The organism is Arthrobacter sp. NPDC057013 (assembly GCF_042674585.1).
In the GTDB taxonomy this organism is placed as follows: domain Bacteria; phylum Actinomycetota; class Actinomycetes; order Actinomycetales; family Micrococcaceae; genus Arthrobacter.
In genome coordinates this window covers 20,947-37,172 of the sequence record NZ_JBHUSE010000008.1, presented here as the reverse complement: position 1 = coordinate 37,172, position 16,226 = coordinate 20,947, and the positions used below count along the sequence as shown (strand labels likewise).

Here is a 16,226-nt window from a genome sequence, read left to right as displayed (position 1 = left end):
GTTTTCCGATGGCGGAGAATGGGGGATTTGAACCCCCGAGGGCGTTAACCCAACACGCGTTCCAGGCGTGCGCCATAGGCCGCTAGGCGAATTCTCCAGCTGCTCTTGAACCAAAAGCAGATACTAGAATACCTGAACTTTCCGGCATCTCCCAATCGGCCCAAAATGGTGCCATGTCCCCGCTGCATGCACTCGTCATTTACGTTCCCGATTCCCACGCCGGGGCGGTGCTCACCGCCATCGGAGATGCCGGTGCCGGCCGGCTGGGTGACTACACGCACTGCTCCTTCACCTCGCCGGGCACGGGACGTTTTACCCCCTTGCCCGCAGCCCGCCCATACATCGGTCAGGCCGGCGAGCCGGAAGAGGTTCCCGAGGTCCGGATCGAATGCATCGTGGAAGAGGACGTGCTCGACGCCGTCGTGCAGGGATTGCGCCGGGCCCACCCCTATGAGGAGCCGGCGTTCATGAGCTGGCCCGTGAACGGGCACCGCTAGGACGACGGCGCGTGCCAGCTGCCGCCGCGCCGCGGCCCCGCTGCTGCCCGGCCGTCGCCCCGCCGGGGCCGATTCGGGCCACGCCCAAAGTTCGGGTAAAGTATCTGACGGCCCCTCATGTGGCGTCATCCTGTTGAACTCCCCCAGGACCGGAAGGTAGCAAGGGTAGATGGGCTCTGGCGGGTGCATGAGGGGTCTCTTATTTAATGTCAGTCCCTATAGGTAGGTTTTCCCTGTGACTGTTACAACTGCCCTTTACCGCAGGTACCGCCCGGACTCGTTCGCGGACGTTATCGGGCAGGAACATGTCACGGAGCCGCTGATGACGGCGCTGCGCAAGAACCGCGTCAACCACGCCTACCTCTTCTCCGGTCCCCGCGGCTGCGGCAAGACCACGTCGGCACGCATCCTGGCCCGCTGCCTCAACTGTGCGCAGGGCCCCACGGACACGCCATGCGGCGTCTGCCCCAGCTGCGTCGAACTTGCCCGCGGCGGGGCCGGCTCCCTCGACGTCATCGAGATCGACGCCGCCAGCCACGGCGGCGTGGACGACGCCCGCGACCTCCGGGAACGCGCCACCTACGCCCCGGTGCGGGACCGCTACAAGATCTTCATCATTGACGAGGCCCACATGGTCACCTCTGCGGGCTTCAACGCCCTGCTGAAAATCGTCGAAGAGCCGCCGGAACACATCAAGTTCATCTTCGCCACCACCGAGCCGGACAAGGTCATCGGCACCATCCGCTCGCGTACACACCACTACCCGTTCCGGCTGGTGCCGCCGGAGCCGCTCATGGCCTACCTCGAGCAGCTTTGCCACCAGGAAAACGTCCCCGTGGCCCCCGGAGTTTTGTCGCTGGTGATCCGCGCCGGTGCGGGCTCTGTGCGGGACTCACTGTCCGTGCTGGACCAGCTCATGGCGGGCGCCGGACCCAACGGCCTTGATTACGAACTCGCCGTGGCACTGCTCGGGTACACCCACGCCTCGCTGCTGGACGACGTCGTCGAAGCGATCGCCGCGTCCGATGCCGCCACGGTTTTCCGTGCCGTGGACCGCGTCATCCAAACCGGGCATGATCCCCGCCGCTTCGTGGAGGACCTGCTCGAGCGCTTCCGCGACCTCATCATCGTGCAGGCCATGCCGGAAAGCGCCCACGCAATCCTCCGCGGCATGCCGGCCGACCAGATTGCCCGGATGCAGAGCCAGGCACACAACCTCGGCGCGGCCGAGCTGTCGCGTGCCGCCGACGTCACCAATACCGCGCTGACGGAGATGACGGGTGCCACCTCGCCGCGCCTGCACCTCGAACTTCTCTGCGCCCGAATCCTGCTGCCCAGCTCCGAGCAGACCGAGCGCGGCATTGCAGCCCGGATCGACCGCGTGGAGCGGCGCCTGAACTACGCCGGGTCCGACGCCGGTGCTCCCGCCGCTGCGGTTGGGGCGGCCCCTGTCGCGCCGGCTGCCGCCGCGCCTGCTGTGGCCACGGTTGCCGCTCCTGCGGCTCCGGCTCCGGTTACCGCTCGTGCGGCATCAACTCCAGCTCCTGACGCACTTCCCCCTGCGCAGAGCGCGCCGCAGGTGGGTCCGCCCACCATTCATGCGGCACCCGCCGGTCAGGACTCGCCCGGGCGGGAAGCATCTGCGGCGCAGGCCGCACCCGGACGGGAAGCCTTGGCGGCACCGCGGATCACCACTGGTGACTGGCCCATGGATGACGCCGCCGCAGGAAACCGCCGCACTGCCCCGGACTCACACGGCGGCCAGGCCCCGGAGTCTGCCGCCCAGCGCCCCGCGGCTTCACAGCCGCCGGCGTCCGCCCCGCGGCCGGAACAGACCCAACACCAACAGCCCCAGCACCAAGAGGCCCACGCCCAGCCCTCTTCCGGCACAGCCTCTGCGGGCAACCCCTCTGCCGGTGCATCTGCAGCGGGGTCGCATGCCGACGTCGAGGTTCTCCGCCGCGCCTGGCCCGAGGTTCTGCAGACCCTGGCAAAGATCAAGCGGAGCACGTGGGCGCTCGTGGAGCCCAACGCCCAAGTGGGCCAGTTCGACGGCCAGGTCCTGACGCTCGTCTTCAGCACCTCGGGGCTGGCCGGCGCCTTCGGCAGGGCCGACCACTCGGAGAATCTGCGCCAGGCCATTCACAAAACAATCGGCATTGATTGCCAGATCACCGCGGTGGCAGGCGCCGGCAGCTCAGCGAGCTCTGAGCCAAACCCAAAAGCGCCTACTAGCCGGGACATCCCGGCTGCCACCACCGACGCCGATTGGGGCCTGACCCCTGCCTCGGACGGCCCCTCCCGGCCGGAGCCCGCCCCGGCACGCCCGGCGGCAGCGGCTTCTCCGTCGTCGGCGGCCTCAGCGGTTTCCGCTCCGCAGTGGTCAGGGCCAAACATCACGGCGTCCCCGTCTGACACTGCCGCCCCAGCGGGCGCCGGACGTGCTGCCGGCGAATCCAGCGCTTCTGCGCCATCGGCCTCCGCCGTTCCTGCCGCCACCGGCAGCGTTGCTGGAGCATCAGGCAATGCACCGGACGCGCCCGCCGACGAGCAGCCGGCCGCCCAGCAGCCGGCCACCGAGGCTGCCGTACAGGAGACGGCTCACGGTTTGCAGCAGCAAGCCGGCGACTATTCCTATCCGGATGACGACTGGGGCCCTCCGCTCGACGAGGACGCACCTCCGTTGGACGAAGAGCCTCCCATGGACTGGGAGCCGTCACGCCAGTGGCAGGGCAGCCCCGCACCATCGGCAGCGCCGGAGATAAGGTCGCCGGAGATCAAGGCGCCTGTCGGGACCGCACCGTCGGCGCCGCAAATCCGTGCAGAGGTTTCTGCCCCGGTCCGGGCGGACCGACAGCCCGCTCCGGTCACCTCTGCCGATCCGTGGTCCCGTGCTGTGGAGCAGACCCCCGGCGTGTGGGCTCTCAGTTCCGAGAGCAACGTCGGCAAATACCAGGAAGCAGCTGACGAGCACGGCGGCGAGGAGTCGACTGGCTCCACTGCACCCGTTTATGCACCGGCCACCGCCCAGCCGCCTAACAGCGGCGGCCCGGCGGCGGGCACCACGGTTGAGGGCGCCACAACTGGGAGCGTCCCGGTTGAGAGCGCCCCTGCGGAGAGTGCGCCGGATACTGCCGGGCACGGTGCCCCGGAGTTCGAGCCTGCCTACGCCATGGCATCCGCCCCGGCCGCTGCCAGCAACGAGTACGGGGCACCCACCCCAACCCAGGGTGTCCGCGCGCCCGCCGTGGCTGCTTCCACCGACGCCGAGCCGGTCAGGGTGCCCGTGTTCGCACCCGGCCCAGGACCCGCGATTCAAGCAGGACCCGCGATTCAAGCAGGACCCGCGATTCAAGCAGGACCCGCGATTCAAGCAGGGCCGGCGGTTCAGCCAGGGCCAACAGTTCAAGCCGGGCCAAAAGTTGCCGTTGCCCGCACCGTTGCCCCGGAGCCGGCATCGGAGGCTCCCGCCAGGGGCAAGCTGAGCCTCTACCAGAGGCTCTCCACCAGCCCGGAGGCCGAGGCGGGCCGGGCCAAGGCGCCTGCGCGGAGCACGGAGGAACCTGCGCCATACGTGCAGGACATCCCCAGCGCGGACGACGAAACCATCGAGGAATCGGGCGTCTTTGGCCGTGCCGCCGTCGAGCGTATTCTGGGCGGAAAGCTCGTGGAAGAACGGTCACTGGACGGCAGCCCCCTGATCCCCCGGCACTAGCCCGCAACGTTCCGGCGCCGCGACTGGCGGCACCGGCCAATTTCAACCAAACAATCGAGGAAAACGTGTACGAGGGTGCAGTTCAGGAGCTGATCGACGAGCTCGGACGCCTTCCCGGTGTGGGACCGAAGTCTGCGCAGCGACTGGCGTTTCACATCCTGGAGGCAGACCCCCAGGACATGAAGCGGCTGGTGGAGGCCATCACCACCGTCAAGGAGCGGGTTAAGTTCTGCACCGCGTGCGGCAACGTGACCGAGCAGGAACTGTGCAACATTTGCCGCGACCCGCGGCGTGACCCCTCCGTCATCTGCGTCGTGGAGGAGTCCAAGGACGTGCTGGCCGTGGAGCGCACCCGCTCCTTCCGGGGCCGCTATCACGTGCTGGGCGGCGCCATCAATCCGATCGCCGGCGTCGGCCCGGAACAGCTGCGGATCCGCGAACTTCTCAACCGGCTCAGTGACGGCGCCGTCCAGGAAATCATCATCGCCACCGACCCGAACCTCGAGGGCGAGGCCACGGCCACCTACCTGGCGCGCATGCTGCAGTCCATCGGGATCGCCGTCACCCGCCTCGCATCCGGGCTGCCCGTGGGCGGCGACCTCGAGTACGCGGACGAGGTCACCCTGGGCAGGGCCTTCGAGGGCCGCCGGAACGCCCTCAGCTGACGGCAAGGGGTCACAATTCAACAGCGGGCGGACCACAGCGATAAACTGGGTATGCCGCCGTGCCGCAAGGCCGCCTGGCCTCCAGAACTCCAATTGAATCCAGTGAGGGTGCACGCATGAGTATGCCCAGTACCGATGTGAAAACCGAACCGCAGCCGCAGGAGCTGCTCGCAGACGCTGCTGTCACCGCGCAGCTTATTGTGCAGAAGTTCGGTGGCTCCTCGGTGGCTGACGCTGACGGCATCAAGCGCGTGGCCCGGCGCGTGGTCGACGCCCAGAAGGCCGGCAACGAAGTCGTCGTCGTCGTCTCCGCGATGGGTGACACCACCGACGAGCTCCTTGACCTTGCCGCCCAGGTCACCGACGCAGCTCCTGCCCGCGAGATGGACATGCTCCTATCCGCCGGTGAGCGCATCTCCATGGCCTTGCTGGCCATGGCCATCAACAAGTTCGGCGCGTCCGCGCAGTCCTTCACCGGTTCCCAGGCCGGCATGATCACGGACGGGATCCACGGCAAGGCCCGGATCATCGACGTCGACCCGCACCGTATCCGCACTGCCCTGGACAAGGGGCACATTGCCATCGTCGCCGGCTTCCAGGGCATGACCCGCTCCACCAACGAGATCACCACCCTTGGCCGCGGCGGTTCGGACACGACGGCAGTGGCCCTCGCCGCCGCCCTCGAGGCCGATGTCTGTGAGATCTACACCGACGTTGACGGCATCTACACCGCGGACCCCCGCGTCGTTCCGTCAGCCCAGAAAATCGACCGCATCTCCAGCGAGGAAATGCTGGAACTGGCCGCCTCCGGGGCCAAGATCCTTCACCTCCGGTGCGTCGAATACGCCCGGCGGTTCGGCGTGCCGCTGCATGTCCGTTCCTCATTCAGCCAGAACGAAGGCACCTGGGTCCTGCCCGGCGCCGATGACAAGATCACGACTCAAGAGGGAGTTGCCTTGGAGCAGCCAATCATCTCCGGTGTTGCACACGACCGCTCGGAAGCAAAGGTCACCGTCGTTGGTGTACCGGACATCCCGGGCAAGGCAGCAGCGATCTTCCAGGTCATCGCGGACGCACACTCGAACATCGACATGATCGTCCAGAACGTCTCCACACACGGCACCGGCAGGACGGACATCTCCTTCACCCTGCCCATCGTCGAGGGCGCCGACGCCCTGGCCGCCCTCCGTGCTGCACAGACCGAGATCGGGTTCGAAAGCATCGAGTACAACGAGCAGATCGGCAAGCTCTCGCTGATCGGCGCCGGCATGCGCTCCCACCCGGGCGTGTCGGCCACGTTCTTCAAGGCTTTGTCCGCCGCGGGCATCAACATCAACATGATCTCCACGTCGGAAATCCGCATCTCCGTGGTGACCCACGCCGACCTGCTCGATGACGCCGTCCGTGCCATCCACAAGGCGTTCGACCTGGACAGCGAAGCCGTCGCCACCGTCTACGGCGGCACCGGCCGCTAGGGCCTCCGCAGTGCAGAAGAAGCCCGGTGCGTTTAACGCACCGGGCTTCTCCAATTCAAAAAGGGCTCGTCACTTGTCCAGATCGTTCTTGCGGACAGCATAGTGGTGCCCCTCCGAGTCGGTCTCGACTTCGAACTGGGCCAGATCATCCTCTGAAGCATGCTCATAATCGTCGTGCAGGTGAACCACCGGAGCAGCTGCATCGCCTACGGCGGCAGGGCCGAATACGAACCGGAGCCTGTCTGTCAGGTTCATGAAGCCACTGAGCACATGTGCCACAAGTCCCACCCCCTTCCCTGCTTGAAGGCGTCGGAGCGTCTGCCCTTCGGTTGCCAGTGCCCTTATTTTACGCCGGGACCCCGGAAATGAACCCCGGCCGGGAATCCTTCAATCGCCGGGGATTGGAGCATCGGCGGAGCGTTCAGCGGCTGCTACCGCAGGGACTTGTCGTCAGGGTTGCGGGGCACAACGTAGGTACTGCCGTCCGGGCGGTGAACGGTTTCCCACTGCTGTGTCTCGGCCTCGCGCTGCGCCAGCAGCTTGCGGTTCTCCTCGGTCATGTCGTGCACCAGCGAACTCCTGTTGGCGGGACCAAACACTGCCCTGAGCTTGCCGGTCGCCCGCATGAACCGCTGTGCGCCGTTCTCTTTTGCCACGCTGCCCAACTCCATTCCGGGTCTACTGCCACTATCAAGTATATACGAACGATTAGTGCACTAATGATCACCCGTCGGGCAGTGCCTGCCCGGCGTCCAGCCGGTAAATGCACGACGGCGGGACACACCGCCAGCGGTGAGTCCCGCCGTCGTACTAACAGCGCTACCTCGTACCAACAGCGCTACGGCACAGGCCGCACCGCCACCGGCGAGCGGACCGTGTTGTCGCCTGAAGTCCACGTCAGGGATCCGGTGGAGTACGTGTTCAGCGCAGCCCCTGCGGTGGTGAACGTGATGGTGAACGTGGCGCTTTCACCCTCAGCCAGCGTTACCTCTGCCGGACTGACCGTGGCAGTGATGCCCGGGACGCTGATCTTCGCCCGGTACGTTCCTGCGGTCACCGCCGTGACCGACCTCGTGACCGTCTGGCTGCCGGACATGGCGCCCAGCGCCACGGAAGGAAGGTTGACGTCCTTCGCAGCGATGGGGGCGACGCCAAGGTCGATTCCCTGTCCCTGGAGGAAGCCCATCCAATCCCTGATGCCCGCGTCGTACACGAGTCCCGGGGAGTCGAACCGCGCGGGATCAACATGGCCGGCACCCTGGGCAAAGACGTCATGCACGTCGGTGCCCTTTGCATCGACCAGGTCGTAGGCCGTGGTCATGATGGCGGACTTGACGGCCGCCGGCGACCACGTCGGGTTCTTGCCTAGCAGCAGCGCTCCCGAGCCGGCGATGTGCGGCGACGCCATGGACGTGCCGGACAGGAACCCGAAGGTCTCGCCCTTGAACCCGACCGGCGAAACCGCGGCCAGCACTGCCACACCCGGAGCGGTAACGTCAGGCTTGAGCAGGTCGCCGTTGGTCGCCAGGGTGGGTCCGCGCGACGAGAATTCGGCAATCTGCGGCACGGGCGGGGGTTCCGCTCCGGTGGTGTCGGTCGCCTTCAGGCTTGCCGTCATGCCGGGGGTCGCCTTCACCACGTCCTTGATCTTCGGGTCGCCCACATGGACCGTGGGCACACTGTGCAGATCGGCGTCGAGCGAGCCGGGCGTCAGGTTGACCAGGACCATGCCCACGCCGCCTGCGCGCTTGACCTCGGCGCTCTTGTCAACGCGTGCCACAACGCCGCGGTCGCAGACCACGATCTTGCCGGCAACCTTGGCCGGGTCCAGCGAATTCGGCGCGCACAGCGCCGCATCCGTAGCGAGGGCGGCGGCCGTCTTCACATCCACGGCCAGCACGATCGGCTTTGAGTCCACCTCACTGCTCATGACACTTGCACCGGCGAACTTGCTTCCGTCCGACAGTTCCGCGGTTCCGCGCAATGTGTTGTCGAACGTCGAGGCTGCCACGCTGGTGATCCAGGGGCCGGCATGGTTGACGGTCGAGGCCGTCGGGCCGGAGTTGCCGGCGGAGGCGGCCACAAAGATTCCGGCGGCCGCGGCGTTGAGGAACGCGAGGGAAACGGCATCGACAGTGGAGCTGTTGTTTCCCGAGATGGAGAAGTTCAGCACGTCCACGCCGTCGAGGACGGCATCCTGGATGGCGTTGAGAATGTCTGATTCAACGCACCCGGTAGCCTCGGGAATGGCGCCCTCCCAGCAGACCTTGTACACGGCGATCTTGGCCGCCGGGGCAACGCCTGAGCTCTTGCCGAAGTCGCGCCCGCCCGCGGTCTGGGTGACGTCACTGTTGCCCGCTGCGGTGCTTGACGTGTGGGACCCATGGCCGTTGACGTCCAGCGGCGAGAACTTCTCACTCGGGGAGCGGAACGCCGGAGGAACCGCCGCCTTGTAGGCCTTGTCGTAGAACCTGGCTCCGATGACCTTGCTGTTGCATTCCGTGCCGTCGAACGAGTCGCCGGCCACGCAGTCGCCCACGAAGGTGCCGCCGTTGGCCTTGCGCATGGCGATCACGTTGCCCTGAAGGCGGTACGGCACGCCCACGTCCGGGGTGCCGGACAGCGGGTCAACGGTGTCCCCGGCGAAGAACGGGTTGTCGGGCGTATAACCGGTGTCCAGCATGCCGACGACGATGCCCTTGCCGGCCTCATCCGTACCGCCGAACTGCCGGTCCCACACGCCGTCGCCGCCGGGCAGGCCGAGGAAGTCCGTGCTCGAGTAGTCCGGCTTGCGCATGCTGTCCGGGACCACGGCCAGCACGTCGGTGTCACCGGCGAGCGCCTTCGCCTGGGCGGCGGAGAGGACTGCGCTGAAGCCGTTGAGCGCCAAGGTGTAACTCCTGTTGATGGTCACGCCCGTGGACGCTGCCGCCTGCCGCTGTTTGGCTTTCAGGTGGGCGTCGTATTTGCGCGAGTTGGGGCCGGAGGGGTTCAGTTTCTTCCCTTTCGGCACCGCCGTCCCGGGAATGCCCGGGACGCCGCCGGAGTAAGTGGCCAGCGGTTTGTCCTTGAGCATCACGATGTAGTGGCCGTCGTCGAGCGGGGATGCTGCCGGCTGCAGGGCGGACGGCAGCGCCGCGGCTGACTGCGCCGATGCCGGTGCCGGTGCCGCCACCGTTGGTCCGGTGAGGCCCTGGCCGATGACCATGGCAAGGACGGCGGCGAATATGGCCGGCAGCCTTCTGCTGTGTCCGGGGCGGGTAGTGGATTGCTGAGGGATCATGGGGGATGCCTTCCTTTGTTCAGGACCTGTAGACCTTCGGTCCCACGAACTGGACGCTCTGCCCCCCATGGGCGTCATCACTATCTGTTTATGCCGCGCACCCGTTGATGTCAGAAACATACCGCGGACGCCCCCAAGAATCGATACCCTTCCGTTAGCAATTGCCGCGTACCGTTATCCGCCTGTACCGGACCGCCGGGGGCCCCGACGGTAGAATGGGAAAAACTTGAGGAGACCCGGCATGCGCAAGCAACTGATTTCCGTGCTGCTCGCCCTCGCAGCGACAGGCGGTCTCGCGGCCTGCACCCCGAACAACGGAACCGGCCAGCCTTCGGCCACGCCGGGGGCCACCAGCACCTCCCCCGGGACTTCATCACCGGGGACTTCATCACCAGGCACCGGGACGCCAAGCACGGGCACTCCCAGTACCCCGACGCCCGGCTCTACACCGCCCGACGCCGAGACGACGGTCCCAGCGCCCGCGCCCCCTTCCGCTTCTCCCCTGCCGTCCGGTCCCGGCGCAGGCGATGCCGAACTGTCCATCACTGTCAAGGCGTCGAAGGACGGCAAGGCCGTCAACTACACACTGGTCTGCAAGGACGGCGCACCGATGGCCGAGAGCCAGCACCCCAACGCGGCCGCAGCCTGCACGGCCTTGAAGAACAACGCCGCCATCGTGAACGCCGCCGCTCCGCCGAAGGGCATCTCCTGCACGCAGCAGTACGGCGGACCGCAGGTGGCCATGGTGACCGGCGAGGTCAACGGCACGCCGGTGGAGACCTCCTTCGCACTGCGGGACGGCTGCCAGATCGGTGCCTGGAACGCGGCCAAGGACATCCTCGGTGCTGCTGGCGGGGCGCTCTAGCGCTGTGGCAGGCACGGCATTGACGATCCCCGCCGCCCAGATTCTCTCCGCCGCCGAATGGAGGGAACGGGAAGCGGCCCACGTGCGCAGGGTGCGCCGGTACGCCGATCCCTATCTTGCCCGCCGCTCAGCAGGGCGGAAGCATCCAGTGGAGGACTTCCTCTTCACCTACTACACGCAAAAGCCCGGCCAACTGCTGCGGTGGCACCCCGGGGACGGCGTGGTGCTCTTTGGAGCGGAGGCTGCCGGCCGCCGGGACTGGAAATACTACAAAACGCTCGACGGCGGTGAGCTGGCCGGCGCGGGCCTCCCCGCCGGCAGCACCGCGGTGACATTCGACCGTGAAGCTTTCCTGGCCGAACGGCACGACACCCTCGTGTTTGCCCGAATCATTCTCGCCGGGACGGCCGCCCGGCCGGCACAGTTCGGCTGCTTCGGCCTGCATGAGTGGGCCATGGTCTACCGGCAGGAGAAATTCGAGCTGCGCCACGAGTACCTCAAGCTGCGGCTGGGCGGCGCAGGCACGGACAAAGTGGTTGAGGACAACAGGATCCGTTGCTCGCACTTCGATGCGTTCCGGTTCTACACACCCGACGCCATACCCCTGAACGAGCTGTCCCCCAGCCGGGAGAACCAGCGGACCATGGAGCAGCCCGGCTGCCTGCACGCCAACATGGACCTCTACAAGTGGGCGTACAAGCTCTCCCCGGCCCTGCCGAGCGCACTCGTGATGGACTGCTTCGAGCTGTCGTGGCGGGTGCGGGCCATGGACATGCAGGCGTCCCCCTATGACCTCACGGACTGGGGCTACCCGGCCATTCCGATTGAGACCCCGGACGGCAAGGCGGCATACGCCGAGCAGCAGCGCGCCTTCTCGGCTGAGGCCCAGGAGCTGCGCGGCCGGCTCCTGGCCGCCCTCACACCGCTCTTCGACAGCCTGGAAACGGAGACGGAACGATGAGCGATACACCTGCGTCCCCGGGCCGGGGCCCGGACGCCGGCCTGCACCCGGACACGGACATCGAACTGACCGTCGCCCTCACCCACACGCCGGGCGGCCCCGAACACGTCTTTGCCCTCGTCTGCCGTTCCGGCCAGCTGGTGGAATCAACGCTGCCGGACCCAGCGGCGGCGATTGCCGCCGTCGGGCGCTTCGGCGAACGGATCTTCTTCCCCGAACCCGGCCCGCCCAAGCTGTGCACCCAGCAGTACGGCGGCCCCCAGGTTGCCGTGGTCACCGGCACCTTCAACGGCCGCACGGTGAACTCCCGGTTTTCCCTGACGGACGGCTGTGAAATTGCCCGCTGGCGGGCCCTGTCCCCGCTCCTGGGCGGCGTGGCAGGATCCACGGGCGGCGCCATCTGATCCCCCGGGAAGAGTTTTTGTCCACGTATCGCGACTTCCGGGCCGTTTAGCGGCCATTATCTGGACAAAAACTCCGGCCAAGCGCACATGCGGCCTGCCTGAACAGAGGCATGGCACAGCGAAGGCCGGCGGAACCCTGGCATTTTGCGCCACGCCCGTCGGCCTTCGCTGCGGGGCCCTTTTCGGGAGCCCGGTTCCGGGACCTTCCTAGATGGAGTTATCCGGTGACCGCGTCAGGTCCTCGTTCTGGACCTTCCCCTGTTCCTTCTTTTTCTTCGGATCTTCCGAAGCCGGTGCAACCGCGACTGCGCCGCCCTCCGCCACCACAACGTTCACGAACGTCGGAGAACTGGCCCCGTCGAACGTGATCCGTCCGATGTAGGAGCCCGGAGCCAGGTTCTTCCAGCTGAGGGCGAGCTTGCCGCTGAGCCCGTTCGCTAGGCGGACCGGGTCAGGCGTCACGGCGGCGTTGCCCTCATTGGCCCCCAGGACCGCAGCATCCACGGAGGCCTTGGTTGCCTGTTGGTTGGGGCTGTCGTAGAGGTTCACGAACATCTGGTAGGTACCCGGGGCAGGCTTCGGAATCGACACAGACTCGCTCGCCGAGGAGGTGGCCACGACGATTCCCTGTCCGTCCGGGGTGATGACCACCATGTCGAAGTCGGCGTTCTCATCCGCCGAAATCACGGACAGTTTGGCCAGCGGCACGCCCGCCGGAACTTCAACGGTCTTGACGAAGTTCGAGGCGTCCGCCGCGTACCGGAAGGGACCGGGCACGAGCTCGATGGCAGACGAGTCGGCCTTCGACAGGCCGTCGAGCGTGACGTTGACGGGCGAGTTCGTACCCGAGACGATGCCGATGTTCCCGGAACCGTTGGCCCCCTTGGAGGTGAACGCAATGTTCTTGGGAGCCACCACCGACTGCGGCCGGACCGCGATCGGTGAGGTCACCGTCTTGTTGGCGCCCCGCCACGTGAGCGAACCCGCGGCGAACTCCCCCAGCTTGGCGCTTTGGTTTTCAAACGCCACCTTGAACGTGCGCTTCTCGCCTGCCGCGTTGAAGGACAGGACCGACGGCGTTACCGTCACCTTCACGCCGGGCACGCTGGCCCTGGCGCTGTACACGCCCGGCGTCAGCGCTGTCACCGTGCGGGTGACCTCGATCCTGCCCGCCAGGTTTCCGAGCGAGAAGGACGGGACGTTCATGTCACGGGGCCGGGTGCTGCCGAGTCCCTGGATGCCCAGGTCCATGCCGGTGCCCTGGATGAAGCGCAGGTAATCGTCGGTGCTGGCGTCGTAGACGAGACCCGGATCCAGGACGCGGGCCGGATCGACCTGCCCTGCACCGGTAGCGAGGACGTCCGTGTTCTTGCTGCCGTCTGGGAGCTTGACGTCGCTTGCGGTGGTCATCATGGCGGACTTCACGGCAGCCGGGGACCAGATGGGGTTCTTGCCCAGGATGAGGGCACCGAAGCCGGCCACGTGGGGTGACGCCATGGACGTGCCGGACATGAAGCCGAACTGGTCGCCGCCCGCGCCGATCGGCGATACGCCGGCCAGGACGGCGACGCCGGGCGCGGCAACGTCGGGTTTCAGCAGGTCGGAGTCGGTGGCAAGGAGGGGTCCGCGGGAGGAGAAGCCGGCGATCTGCGGCTGTGCCTCGGCGGGAAGTCCCGTGGTGTCCTTGTTGACCAGCGAAACCGTGATGGCCGGGTTCGCCGCCACCTTGGCTTTGATGGTCTCCGTGGCAGGCGGGTTCACGTGCACGGTGGGGACGGAGTGCTTGTCGGCGTCGAGCGAGGATGCGGTCAGGTTGACGAGGATCATGCCGACGCCGCCGCCCCGCGCCACCTCGGCGCTCTTCGCCACCCGGTCGTAGACACCACGGTCACAGACCACGACCTTGCCGGCGATCTTTGCAGGATCGAGCGATCCGGGCGCACACAGTGCAGGGTCGGCGGCCTGTCCGGATGCTGCGTTGGCGGCGAGGACCACTCCTGCTCCGGCCACTTCACGGTTCATGATGCTGGCGCCGCGGAACTTGCTGCCGTCGGAGAACTCCACGGTGCCCTGCAGTTCCTGCGAGAAGCTGCTGGCGGCAACGGTGGTGACCCACGGTTCGCCGTGGTTGACGGTGCTGGCCTCCGGGCCGGAGTTGCCAGCGGAGGTGGCCACGAAGATGCCGGCTGAGGCGGCGGACAGGAACGCCATGGACACCGGGTCCGTGGTGGTGGACGTGGTGCCCGAGATCGAGTAGTTCAGCACGTCGACGCCGTCGAGGACGGCCTGGTTGATGGCGTCGACGGCGGATGAGGTGTAGCAGCCGCCGGTGTTGGGGTCGTTGTCTTCCCAGCAGATCTTGTAGATGGACAGCTTGGCGGCCGGTGCGATGCCGCCGGTCAGGCCGAAGCTGCGGCCGTCAACGAAGGTTTCGACGTCAGCGTTGCCGGCCGCGGTGCTTGCCGTGTGGGTTCCGTGGCTGCCCACGTCCACGGGCGAGATCAGCTCTTCCGGCGCCCGGTCCGGTTTGGCGACGGACTGCTCGAAGGCGTCGGAGAAGTACCTGGCACTCAGGACCTTGGAATTGCAGGCTGTTCCGTTGAACTTTTCGCCCTTCTGGCACTCGCCCTCGAAGGTGCTGCCGTCCGCCTTCAGCATGGCGATGTTGCCGCCGGCGGTGCGGTAGGGGACGCCCACCTGCGGATTGCCCTTCAGCCGCGCCACATCTTTGCCGGCGAAGAACTGGCTGCCCGGCGTGTAGCCCGAGTCGATGACTCCCACCACTACACCCTTGCCGGCGCCCGCCTTGCCGCCGAACTGCCTGTTCCACGTGCCGTTGGCGCCGCTGAGCTTGAGGAAGTCAGTGGTGGAGTAATCCGGGGCCTGCTCGGTGTCGGGTGCCACCGCGAGAACCCCGGGGTCCTTGGCCAGGTTCACGGCCTGATCGGCGGTGAGCGTGGCACTGAAGCCGTTCAGCGCCGCCGTGTACTTGCGGCGAATCTGCACGTTTTCCTTCCCGGCCAGTGCCGCCTGCTTCGCCTCGAGGTGGGCCTGGTACTTGCGCACCTCCGCCCGGTTGGCGTCGAGCTTGCGGCCGGACCGTGGCTTCGTGGCCTGCAGGCCCGGCGTGCCGCCCTCGTAGGTGGCGGCGGGCTTCTCGGTCAGGACCACAATGTAGCGGCCGGCGGAGTAGCCGTTGGGGTCGACGTTCTTATGCTGTGCGGCCGGAACCGAAACCCGCGACGGCGCCGCGGTTGCCGGCAGCGCGCCGAATGACGAAAGGAGCAAAGGCAAGCCGACAACCAGTGCCGCTGCTTTCCGGGCCCCCCGGCTTCGGAAGAAGCTTTTTCCTGCTGATTTCACGAGTGGTTTGAACCTTTCATAAAGGAACAGCGCCGGCTGCATTGCCGGGCGCAGGCGGCAACGACACGTGAAGATGACAGGTCCTGTCGATCCCAGCAATCGCTGACCGATCCCCACAGTACCTACTGAGAGCCGAATATGACATAGCGCACATTCGACGAATTTTTACTTTTTTGTCATTACGTTCGACACAGGCGTCAAAAAGCAGGCGGGCGCCCTGAATGGGCACCCGCCTGCGGAGTGAAAGTCTGTTCTGCAGGGGTTGTACGGCCGGGCAACTACTGCCGCGGTGTGCGGACCACCTCGCTGATCCACTGGCGCGTCTTCTCGTCCACCGGACCGGCCACCCTGTCCTTTCCGGCGCCCTCAAGGCGGGCCTTACGGTCGGCCTTGATCTTCTGGATCACCATCCTGCCGAGGCCGGCGAACACGGCGGCGGCCATCACCGGCAACAAGACGGATTTCGGTTTCTCAGCCATTCCGCAATCCTACTGAGGCTGCCCACGGCGGGCCAGACCCGGCGTCGTTCTTCCCTTCCTACGGCGTCCGCCGGACGTCCGCCGCATCGGATACGGAAGTGGTGCGCCGCGGCCGGTAGAATAGGCATGCAAGCTCGCGGAGCGCCCGTCCACACCATGCCCTTTGAATGCCCTGCCATTTGAACCGGCCAGGCAATTTCAGGAATGGCGTGAGACGGCACCACTCCGCTGCGCCCTTACCCAATGCACATGCACAGGAGTTACCGGATGCCCCGGATCGTTGTCGACGTCATGCCCAAGCCCGAGATTCTGGACCCGCAGGGGAAGGCCATCGTGGGAGCACTCCCCCGCCTGGGCTTCACCAGCTTTAGCTCTGTACGCCAGGGCAAGCGTTTCGAACTGACCGTTGACGGCGAGGTGACCGAGGACATCCTGGCCCAGGCCCGTGATGCCGCCGAAACCCTGCTGTCCAACCCCGTGATCGAGGACGTCGTGAACGTCGAGGTCGTCGAGGCCTGA

13 protein-coding genes, 1 tRNA gene and 1 other RNA gene are annotated in these 16,226 nt (G+C 66.7%); 9 read left to right on the top strand and 6 right to left on the bottom strand.

Annotated elements, in window-relative coordinates; genetic code table 11:
* Nucleotides 1-9 precede the first annotated feature (9 nt).
* Nucleotides 10-97, bottom strand: a tRNA-Ser gene (locus ACFTSA_RS12560).
* Nucleotides 98-173: 76 nt separating this feature from the next.
* On the opposite strand from ACFTSA_RS12560, the gene ACFTSA_RS12555 reads away from it, so the two are divergent.
* From ACFTSA_RS12555 to ACFTSA_RS12535, 5 genes are all read left to right on the top strand, one after another.
* The gene (locus ACFTSA_RS12555) at nucleotides 174-497 is read left to right on the top strand and encodes a hypothetical protein (RefSeq protein WP_377951646.1); all 324 of its coding nucleotides are present in this window, start codon (nucleotides 174-176) and stop codon (nucleotides 495-497) included.
* Between the two features lie 106 nt (nucleotides 498-603).
* Nucleotides 604-700, top strand: an RNA gene (gene ffs, locus ACFTSA_RS12550) — signal recognition particle sRNA small type.
* A 32-nt stretch (nucleotides 701-732) separates the two neighbouring features.
* Nucleotides 733-4,212, top strand: a complete 3,480-nt coding sequence (locus ACFTSA_RS12545; protein ID WP_377951645.1) for a DNA polymerase III subunit gamma and tau — start codon at nucleotides 733-735, stop codon at nucleotides 4,210-4,212.
* 65 nt (nucleotides 4,213-4,277) lie between these two features.
* Entirely contained in the window at nucleotides 4,278-4,877 is a 600-nt protein-coding gene (recR, locus tag ACFTSA_RS12540; protein ID WP_111902426.1) for a recombination mediator RecR, read from the top strand.
* Nucleotides 4,878-4,993: 116 nt separating this feature from the next.
* Entirely contained in the window at nucleotides 4,994-6,352 is a 1,359-nt protein-coding gene (locus tag ACFTSA_RS12535; RefSeq protein ID WP_377951644.1) for an aspartate kinase, read from the top strand.
* A gap of 69 nt (nucleotides 6,353-6,421) precedes the next feature.
* Here ACFTSA_RS12535 and ACFTSA_RS12530 read toward each other — a convergent pair whose 3' ends face one another.
* From ACFTSA_RS12530 to ACFTSA_RS12520, 3 genes are all read right to left on the bottom strand, one after another.
* Complete coding sequence (locus ACFTSA_RS12530; protein WP_377951643.1) at nucleotides 6,422-6,607, bottom strand: hypothetical protein; 186 nt, start codon at nucleotides 6,605-6,607, stop codon at nucleotides 6,422-6,424.
* 176 nt (nucleotides 6,608-6,783) lie between these two features.
* Nucleotides 6,784-7,023, bottom strand: a complete 240-nt coding sequence (locus ACFTSA_RS12525; RefSeq protein ID WP_377951642.1) for a hypothetical protein — start codon at nucleotides 7,021-7,023, stop codon at nucleotides 6,784-6,786.
* A 167-nt stretch (nucleotides 7,024-7,190) separates the two neighbouring features.
* On the bottom strand, nucleotides 7,191-9,635 hold the full coding sequence (locus ACFTSA_RS12520) for a S8 family peptidase (RefSeq protein WP_377951641.1): 2,445 nt from the start codon (nucleotides 9,633-9,635) through the stop codon (nucleotides 7,191-7,193).
* 241 nt (nucleotides 9,636-9,876) lie between these two features.
* Between ACFTSA_RS12520 and ACFTSA_RS12515 the strand changes: the two genes are divergently transcribed.
* The 3 genes from ACFTSA_RS12515 to ACFTSA_RS12505 are packed head-to-tail and all read left to right on the top strand — an operon-like array spanning nucleotide 9,877 to nucleotide 11,865.
* Entirely contained in the window at nucleotides 9,877-10,500 is a 624-nt protein-coding gene (locus ACFTSA_RS12515) for an SSI family serine proteinase inhibitor (RefSeq protein WP_377951640.1), read from the top strand.
* Nucleotides 10,501-10,519: 19 nt separating this feature from the next.
* Entirely contained in the window at nucleotides 10,520-11,461 is a 942-nt protein-coding gene (locus ACFTSA_RS12510) for a 3-methyladenine DNA glycosylase (RefSeq protein WP_377951638.1), read from the top strand.
* Nucleotides 11,458-11,865: a serine protease inhibitor gene (locus tag ACFTSA_RS12505; RefSeq protein ID WP_377951637.1), complete on the top strand. Its 408-nt coding sequence runs from the start codon at nucleotides 11,458-11,460 to the stop codon at nucleotides 11,863-11,865. Before ACFTSA_RS12510 ends, ACFTSA_RS12505 begins: the two co-directional genes overlap by 4 nt.
* Before the next feature lie 207 nt (nucleotides 11,866-12,072).
* On the opposite strand, the gene ACFTSA_RS12500 is transcribed toward ACFTSA_RS12505, so the two are convergent.
* Nucleotides 12,073-15,153, bottom strand: coding sequence for a S8 family serine peptidase (locus ACFTSA_RS12500; protein ID WP_377951829.1), 3,081 nt, complete (start codon nucleotides 15,151-15,153; stop codon nucleotides 12,073-12,075).
* 353 nt (nucleotides 15,154-15,506) lie between these two features.
* Complete coding sequence (locus ACFTSA_RS12495; protein WP_377951636.1) at nucleotides 15,507-15,707, bottom strand: hypothetical protein; 201 nt, start codon at nucleotides 15,705-15,707, stop codon at nucleotides 15,507-15,509.
* A 267-nt stretch (nucleotides 15,708-15,974) separates the two neighbouring features.
* Here ACFTSA_RS12495 and purS point away from each other — a divergent pair, with 267 nt between their 5' ends.
* The gene (gene purS, locus ACFTSA_RS12490) at nucleotides 15,975-16,226 is read left to right on the top strand and encodes a phosphoribosylformylglycinamidine synthase subunit PurS (RefSeq protein ID WP_003798434.1); all 252 of its coding nucleotides are present in this window, start codon (nucleotides 15,975-15,977) and stop codon (nucleotides 16,224-16,226) included.